This window comes from Frankia sp. AgKG'84/4 (assembly GCF_023242965.2).
In the GTDB taxonomy this organism is placed as follows: domain Bacteria; phylum Actinomycetota; class Actinomycetes; order Frankiales; family Frankiaceae; genus Frankia.
This window is the reverse complement of record NZ_JALKFU020000298.1, coordinates 1-6,348: the sequence shown is the minus strand read 5'-3', so window position 1 is coordinate 6,348 and position 6,348 is coordinate 1. Positions and strand designations below refer to the sequence as shown.

Genomic DNA, 6,348 nt, shown 5'->3' with positions numbered 1-6,348 from the left:
CCGACCGTCGTACCACCAGCGGTGTTCCCACCACCGCCACCGACCGTGGTGCCGCCAGCAGTGTTCCCGCCGCCACCGCCACCACCGACCGTCGTACCACCAGCGGTGTTACCACCACCGCCGCCAACTGTGGTCCCACCGGCAGTGTTCCCACCGCCACCACCAACCGTGGTGCCACCAGCAGTGTTGCCACGACCACCACCAACAGTCGTGCCACCAGCGGTATTACCTATGAAGAAGGGGGAGCCAGCTCCACGGCTGGTGGTTCGCCGGGTGCCGAAACGGCCGATCGCGGTACCGGCACCGATATTTCTGCGAACTCCACCGACCGTGGTTCCTCCAGCGGTATTACCGCGCCCCCCACCGACAGTCGTACCACCAGCGGTGTTCCCACCGCCACCACCAACCGTCGTACCACCAGCGGTATTGCCACCACCACCACCACCACCGACAGTGGTACCACCAGCGGTATTGCCACCGCCACCACCAACCGTCGTCCCACCAGCGGTGTTCCCACCGCCACCACCAACCGTCGTACCACCAGCGGTATTGCCACCACCACCACCACCGACCGTGGTACCACCAGCGGTATTGCCACCGCCAGGACCGCCACCGACCGTGGTACCACCAGCAGTGTTACCACCACCAGGACCACCGCCGACCGTCGTACCGCCGGCCGTGTTTCCGCCGCCACCACCGACGGTGGTACCACCAGCGGTGTTCCCACCGCCACCACCGACCGTCGTACCACCAGCGGTATTACCACCACCAGGACCGCCGCCGACCGTAGTACCGCCGGCGGTATTACCGCCGCCGCCCCCGCCGACGGTAGTACCACCGGCCGTGTTTCCGCCGCCACCACCGACTGTCGTGCCACCAGCGGTGTTTCCACCGAAGGGGCTGCCGCCGACCGTGGTGCCACCGGCGCTGTTGCCGTCCGCGGCTAGTGCCGGCGGCGCGACGGCGATGACAATACTTGCTGGGATAGCAGCCAGCGCCACGCAGGCTCGCTTCTTCAGAGTCATGACGCGCCTCATCTCGCTATCGCGTCCCTGCGGATTTTCGCCGTACACGCTCCGCAAGGCAACAAATGATGGAGGGCCGGACAGCCCTCGGCATGTCATCCCCGGGCCGACGTGGCGATGCGAGGGATAGCGGAGTCGATCCACCGGGAACGGACGGGTGCGCAACCCTGGGCTCCCCTGGGGTCAGACCTAAACCCCGGGAATCCCCGGGTATCGGGCACTTTTAGGCCACCTTTGTCCGCAGAGTCACCCCCGGGTCGGCCTACTGTTAGTCGCCAATAACGTTGCTACGTCGGATAAATCGGGTAAGCGTCGGTCGGCACCGATCAGGAGTCAGGTGGGTGGCACCTGGCGACAGCCGGCCGTTGTGGGCATCCCGGTCGACGCGACCAGGCAGCATCGCGGGACCGGCTCAGTCCGACGCCTGGCCATGCGGGCACGCAGCCGCGCTGGCAGGAGGGGATCGGTGACCGGTCGGCCCGGGTAGCGCCACCGGCCGCGCCGACGACCGGCTGCTTCGGAGGAATCGCTGCGCGGTCTGCCCGGGTGGAGGAGCCAGCCGCACCGACGCTGGCCGCTCCACGGGGATCGGCCGCCGATTTGTCCGGGTGAAGGGGGCGGTCGAGCGGTCGGGTGGTCGCTCTGGTGGGGCCGGTGTCCGCACCATGATCGGCTGAAGGCGGTCCGGGGCACGCTGAAGGCGGCCCGGGGCAGGCAGGCGCTGCTGCCAGCGGGCGGATCAGCCGCCCGCTGGCGGGGCCGTCAGATCGGTGGGCATCACCGTCGCCAGTTCGCGGCGTGATCGTAGGCCCAGCTTCGCGTAGATGTTGCCCAGGTGGTATTCGATGGTCTTGACGCTGAGTACCAGTTCGCGGGCGACCCCGGCATTGGACTGCCCGGCGGCGACGAGCCGCGCGACCCGGATCTCCTGGGGGGTGAGCGCGTCCAAGCCGCCGTCGCGATGCCGCGGGGAGAGCCGGCCGCAGCTCGCCAGTTGCTTGTCGCAGCGCACGATATAGGGCTCGGCGCCCAGTTCCGCGAACCGGCTCCGGGCGGTCTCCAGCAGATCGGCGGCGGCGCCGCTGGGACCGCCCCGGGCCAGGAACGCTCCGCCGGCGTATTCGATCAGGGCACGCTCGAACGGGAGCGGAAGGTGCGCCGCCAGCCGCAGACCCGCTCGATAGGTCCTGCCGGCCCGCTCGTCGTGACCGGAAGCGACCTCGATGGCCGCGCGGGCACGCAGGAGGGTGACCTGATCCGAGCGTCGGGCGCGGAGCCGAACGGCCCGCTCGAACGGGCGGAGGATCGCTGCTGCCTCCAGCGAACGTCCGACCTGCGCCAACGCCTCGGCGTGCAGCGGGCGCCAGCGCATCCACCTCGGTTCCGCTGGCTCCGTCCGATCGACCGGGCGGTACCGCTCCAGAGCGGCCACAGCCGCCTCGGCGTCACCGTCGGCGTGGGTCGTCCAGGCCAGTGCCCGCATGATCGCCGTCTCGGCGTGCGGGACGGCGGAGCTGGCGAGCCGCACGGCGTCCTCGATGTGCCCGCGGGCCCCCGGTCGACCCCTGGCCGACAGGGGAATGGCCGCGGCGGCGTGGCAGGCCGGCAGCAGCCAGCTCTGGCCCACGGCCGCGGCCAGCGAAACAGCGGACTCGGCATGGCTGACGGCGTCGTCCCAGCGGCCGAGCAGGTATTCGGTGTCGGCGAGCTGGACGAGGGCGAACAGGCCGGACGGAACGGTCCACTCCTGACCGTTACTCACCGCCATCGCCTGCACAAAGGCATCCCGGGCGGCGGGCACGTCGTCGTCGGCGAGTCGCAGAACGCCCCGGCCGACCAGCCCGTCAGGCAGGAACCCGCCAGGCCCCTCGCCGCCGGCGCCGTCCGGGCCACTGGTCGCCGCGAACGGGTCCCCGTCGGGTGCCGGCACCTCAGCGGCCAGGCGGGCGGCCTCCTCGTACTCGCCGACGTCGGACAGCGACGTGATCAGGATGTCCCGCAGGTGGGTGGGATCACCGGGCGGCGCGCAGCCGAGGGACAGGGCGTGGCGTCCCCAGCGGGCCGCGGCCGCCACGTCCGCCGCCAGATAGTGGCAGAGTGCCAGCTTCTCGGCGATCGCCCGCGCCAGCGTCGGGCGCTCCTGCGGGTCCACCGTGCGCCAGGCCCGCCCGAGGTACGCCGTCGCCGCCGGCAACGAACCGCGCAGCATCGCCAGGCGTCCCCGGAGGTAGCCATCGCGGGTCTCGTCCAGCACGTCGGACAGCTCCGTCAGCAGGCTGCTCGCCTGGGTGAAGTCACCGCCCCAGAGCAGGAAGTCCAGCGCGTCGGTGAACCGCTGCTCACGGGCGACGCGGTAGGGACTGAGTCGAGCGGCCGCGAGGAGATGGTCCGCGGCCGGTCGCCATCGCCCGCTCTCGGCGAGGCGCCGGGCGGCGGACTCGACCTCCATCGCCAGGCCCTCGTCCGGGACGACCGCCGCGAGGATGCGGTGCCACAGCCGGGCCCTGGCGTTGTCAATGTGCAGGGCGGCACGTAGGTGCAGCTCGGACCGTTGCGCCGGCCCGATGCGGTGGTAGACCGCCGAGCGCAGGAGCGGATGGGTGAAGGCGACCAGTCGGTCGACGGCGGTGGTCTTCTCGGTGAGCAGCGCGGCCGCGACCGCGCCCTCCAGCGCGAGCACCGGGTCGTCCACCTCGGCGACGACGGCGGCGTCCGCCAACCGGCAGGTCAGGCCGAGCACGGCCGCCGCGTCAACGAGCCGTCGGACCTCGTCGGGGCAGGCGGCCAGCCGCGCCGCGACCTCCTGGCCGAACGCGGCCGGCACGGGCAGCGGATCGGCGGCGCGGTCGAGTGCCTGCGGCGGCAGCTCCTCGAGCAGCGCCCGAGCGTGCAGGACCTTGCCGCCTGTCAGCTCGTGCAGCCGCTGCGCCGCCCACGATGAGATGGGCACGGCGGAGATCCGACCGGCGAGTTCGCGCAGTTCGTCCGGGTCGAGTCCGGTGACCCGCAGCGTGCCCGCCAACTCGGTGATCAGTTGGCGCAGCCCGTCGGTCAGCTCCGACGGCGCGCCCGACATGGACAGCACGCACAGCACCCGGGCACTGCGCAGCCGGCGCAGCGCGAAGGCCAGCGCCTGCTGCGACGCCACGTCGATCCACTGGGCGTCGTCGAGCGCCAGCACCACCGTGTTCCGCTCGTCCACCAGCAACCGGCGGACCAGTCGCAGAATGGACGATCCCACCTCGGCGGCGCACTCACCGGGCGGCACGCCCGGTTCGTCGGCCGCGGCCATGACCTGGGCGACCACGCCGAACGGGACGTCCTGCTCGGCCCGGTCGGCGCTGGCCACCAGGATGTGCGCGTCGGTCAGCCGGTTGAGGAAGGCGCGCAGCAGCGTCGTCTTGCCCATGCCCGGATCGCCGTGCACGACGACGAGCCGCAGCCGCCCGGTTCGCGCCTGCGTCACCCGCTCCGCGAGGAACTGCAGATGCGGTGCCCTGCCCACCAGTTCCAGGTCCATGCCGGCGCCCTCCCACCGCACGCCTTCACGTCCATGTCCCCCGATCTGGCCGACGGTCGGGAAGCCGCCGGAAGGTGTGTACCCCGTCGGCCGCTGATCCCCCCGGCTGCCGCCGAACTAGCTCACACGTGGATGGCGGGGCGGTGGCTGGAGTCAGTTGTGGGGGACGGTGCCGCAGGCGGACATGGTGGCGCCGCGGTAGCCGGTGAGGAACGCGTTGCGGCGCGCCTCGGCGGAGCCGTGGGTCCAGGTCTCGGGGTTGACCTGGCCGGAGCGGGCCTGGATGCGGTCGTCGCCGACCGCCTGGGCGGCGCCGAGGGCCTCGTCGAGTTCGGCCTCGCCGATCGTGAGGTTGCCGCCGGTGTTCGCGAGGGTGCTCCAGACGCCGGCGTAGCAGTCGGCCTGGAGTTCGAGCTGGACGCTCAGCTCGTTCTCGCGGGACGGGTCGGCCTGCTGGGCCTGGCGCATGCGGGTCTCGGTGCCGGTGAGGGTCTGCAGGTGGTGGCCGACCTCGTGGGCGACGATGTACGCCTGCGCGTAGCGGCCCTGGGCGCCGTAGTCGCGCTGGAGCTGGTCGAGGAAGCCGAGGTCGATGTACACCTCGCGGTCCGGCGGGCAGTAGAACGGGCCGACCTGCGCGGACGCCGCGCCGCAGCCCGTGCGCACGGCCTGGGAGAAGTAGACCAGCCGCGGCTTGGTGTACGCCTGGCCGCCGCGGCTGAACTGGGCCGTCCAGACCTCGTTGACCTCGTTGAACGCCTTGAGGACGAAGCAGTCGTCGTACTTGTCGATGGCACCGCTGGTGTTGCACCGCTGGGCGACGTCGCCGGCGGATCCGCCGCCGGGCTGTGACAGCGCCGCCCCGCCGGAACCGGATCCGCCGCCCAACACGGTGACAAGCAGGTAGATGACCAGGCCGAGGATGCCTGCACCCCCACCGCCGACCACGGCCCCCCGGCCGAGACCGCCACCACCGCCACCACCGCCACGCTGGTCGTCCAGTTCGGACGCGTCCACCGACTGGTCGTCGAAACGCATGTGCCGCCCTTCGCCGCGTCCCGGGTCCGTCCGTTCTGCCGGGTATCGGAAGGGAGTATGTCCCGGGCGATCAGCGGCCGAACATCGACCCGGCTACGGAGTGACCTGGCGGATCAGCAGCGCCTGGTCGTAGTAGAGCCGGTTCTCGGTGACCAGGCCGTCCCGTACCCGGTAGACCTCGACGACGCGCAGGGTGACGCGCCGCCCGGTCGGGGGATGCTCGGTGCCGTCGGGGTCGCGCAGGACGCCGGTGTGGGTCGCGGTCAGGGTGTACTCCTCGGCGACGAGCTCGCCCTGTTCGGCGAGGAGGTGTGTGTCGACGTCGATGTCATCGAACGCGGCGAGGATGGACGCGCTGTAGCCCGCGCCGACCTCCCGTCCTTCCAGGCGCACGCCGCCCGGCGCCTCGACGACGAGGTCCTCGTGGAGCAACGCCAGGACGGCGGCCTCATCGTCCGCGTCGAACGCATCCAGCACCCGCTGGACCGTTTCCAGTGCTTCCCCCATCCGGGCCTCTCCCCTCGCCGCCGACGAACCGTCGAGGGGAGATCGTCCCATCGGGACGCCCTGCGCCGCAGGCGAACGGCGGGTCCCTCAGGCGCCGGTGGTCGAGCCCGGACGGACGATCATCAGGACGGTGACGGTGACCCAGAGCAGGTTGAAGACGCCGACGCTCATCGCGAGGCGCCGACCGCGCGCCAGCGCCACCTCACCGGTCGATGTGGCGGGCAGCGTGCCGGCCGGGGGCGGCTCGGCGGCCGCGGG

At 71.8% G+C, this 6,348-nt stretch carries 4 protein-coding genes; 1 reads left to right on the top strand and 3 read right to left on the bottom strand.

Annotation, left to right across the window (positions count from 1 at the left end):
* A partial coding sequence (locus MXD58_RS17325; protein ID WP_250609559.1) for a hypothetical protein occupies nt 1-947 on the top strand: 947 nt, incomplete at its 5' end.
* 817 nt (nt 948-1,764) lie between these two features.
* Here the strand turns inward: MXD58_RS17325 and MXD58_RS17320 are convergent.
* The 3 genes from MXD58_RS17320 to MXD58_RS17310 form a co-directional block, all read right to left on the bottom strand.
* Nucleotides 1,765-4,566 (bottom strand): helix-turn-helix transcriptional regulator, encoded by a 2,802-nt coding sequence (locus MXD58_RS17320; protein WP_248839775.1) that lies wholly within the window; start codon nt 4,564-4,566, stop codon nt 1,765-1,767.
* A gap of 132 nt (nt 4,567-4,698) precedes the next feature.
* Nucleotides 4,699-5,583, bottom strand: coding sequence for a KPN_02809 family neutral zinc metallopeptidase (ypfJ, locus tag MXD58_RS17315; protein ID WP_248839774.1), 885 nt, complete (start codon nt 5,581-5,583; stop codon nt 4,699-4,701).
* Between the two features lie 93 nt (nt 5,584-5,676).
* On the bottom strand, nt 5,677-6,090 hold the full coding sequence (locus tag MXD58_RS17310; protein WP_248839773.1) for an ester cyclase: 414 nt from the start codon (nt 6,088-6,090) through the stop codon (nt 5,677-5,679).
* Nucleotides 6,091-6,348: the final 258 nt, after the last annotated feature.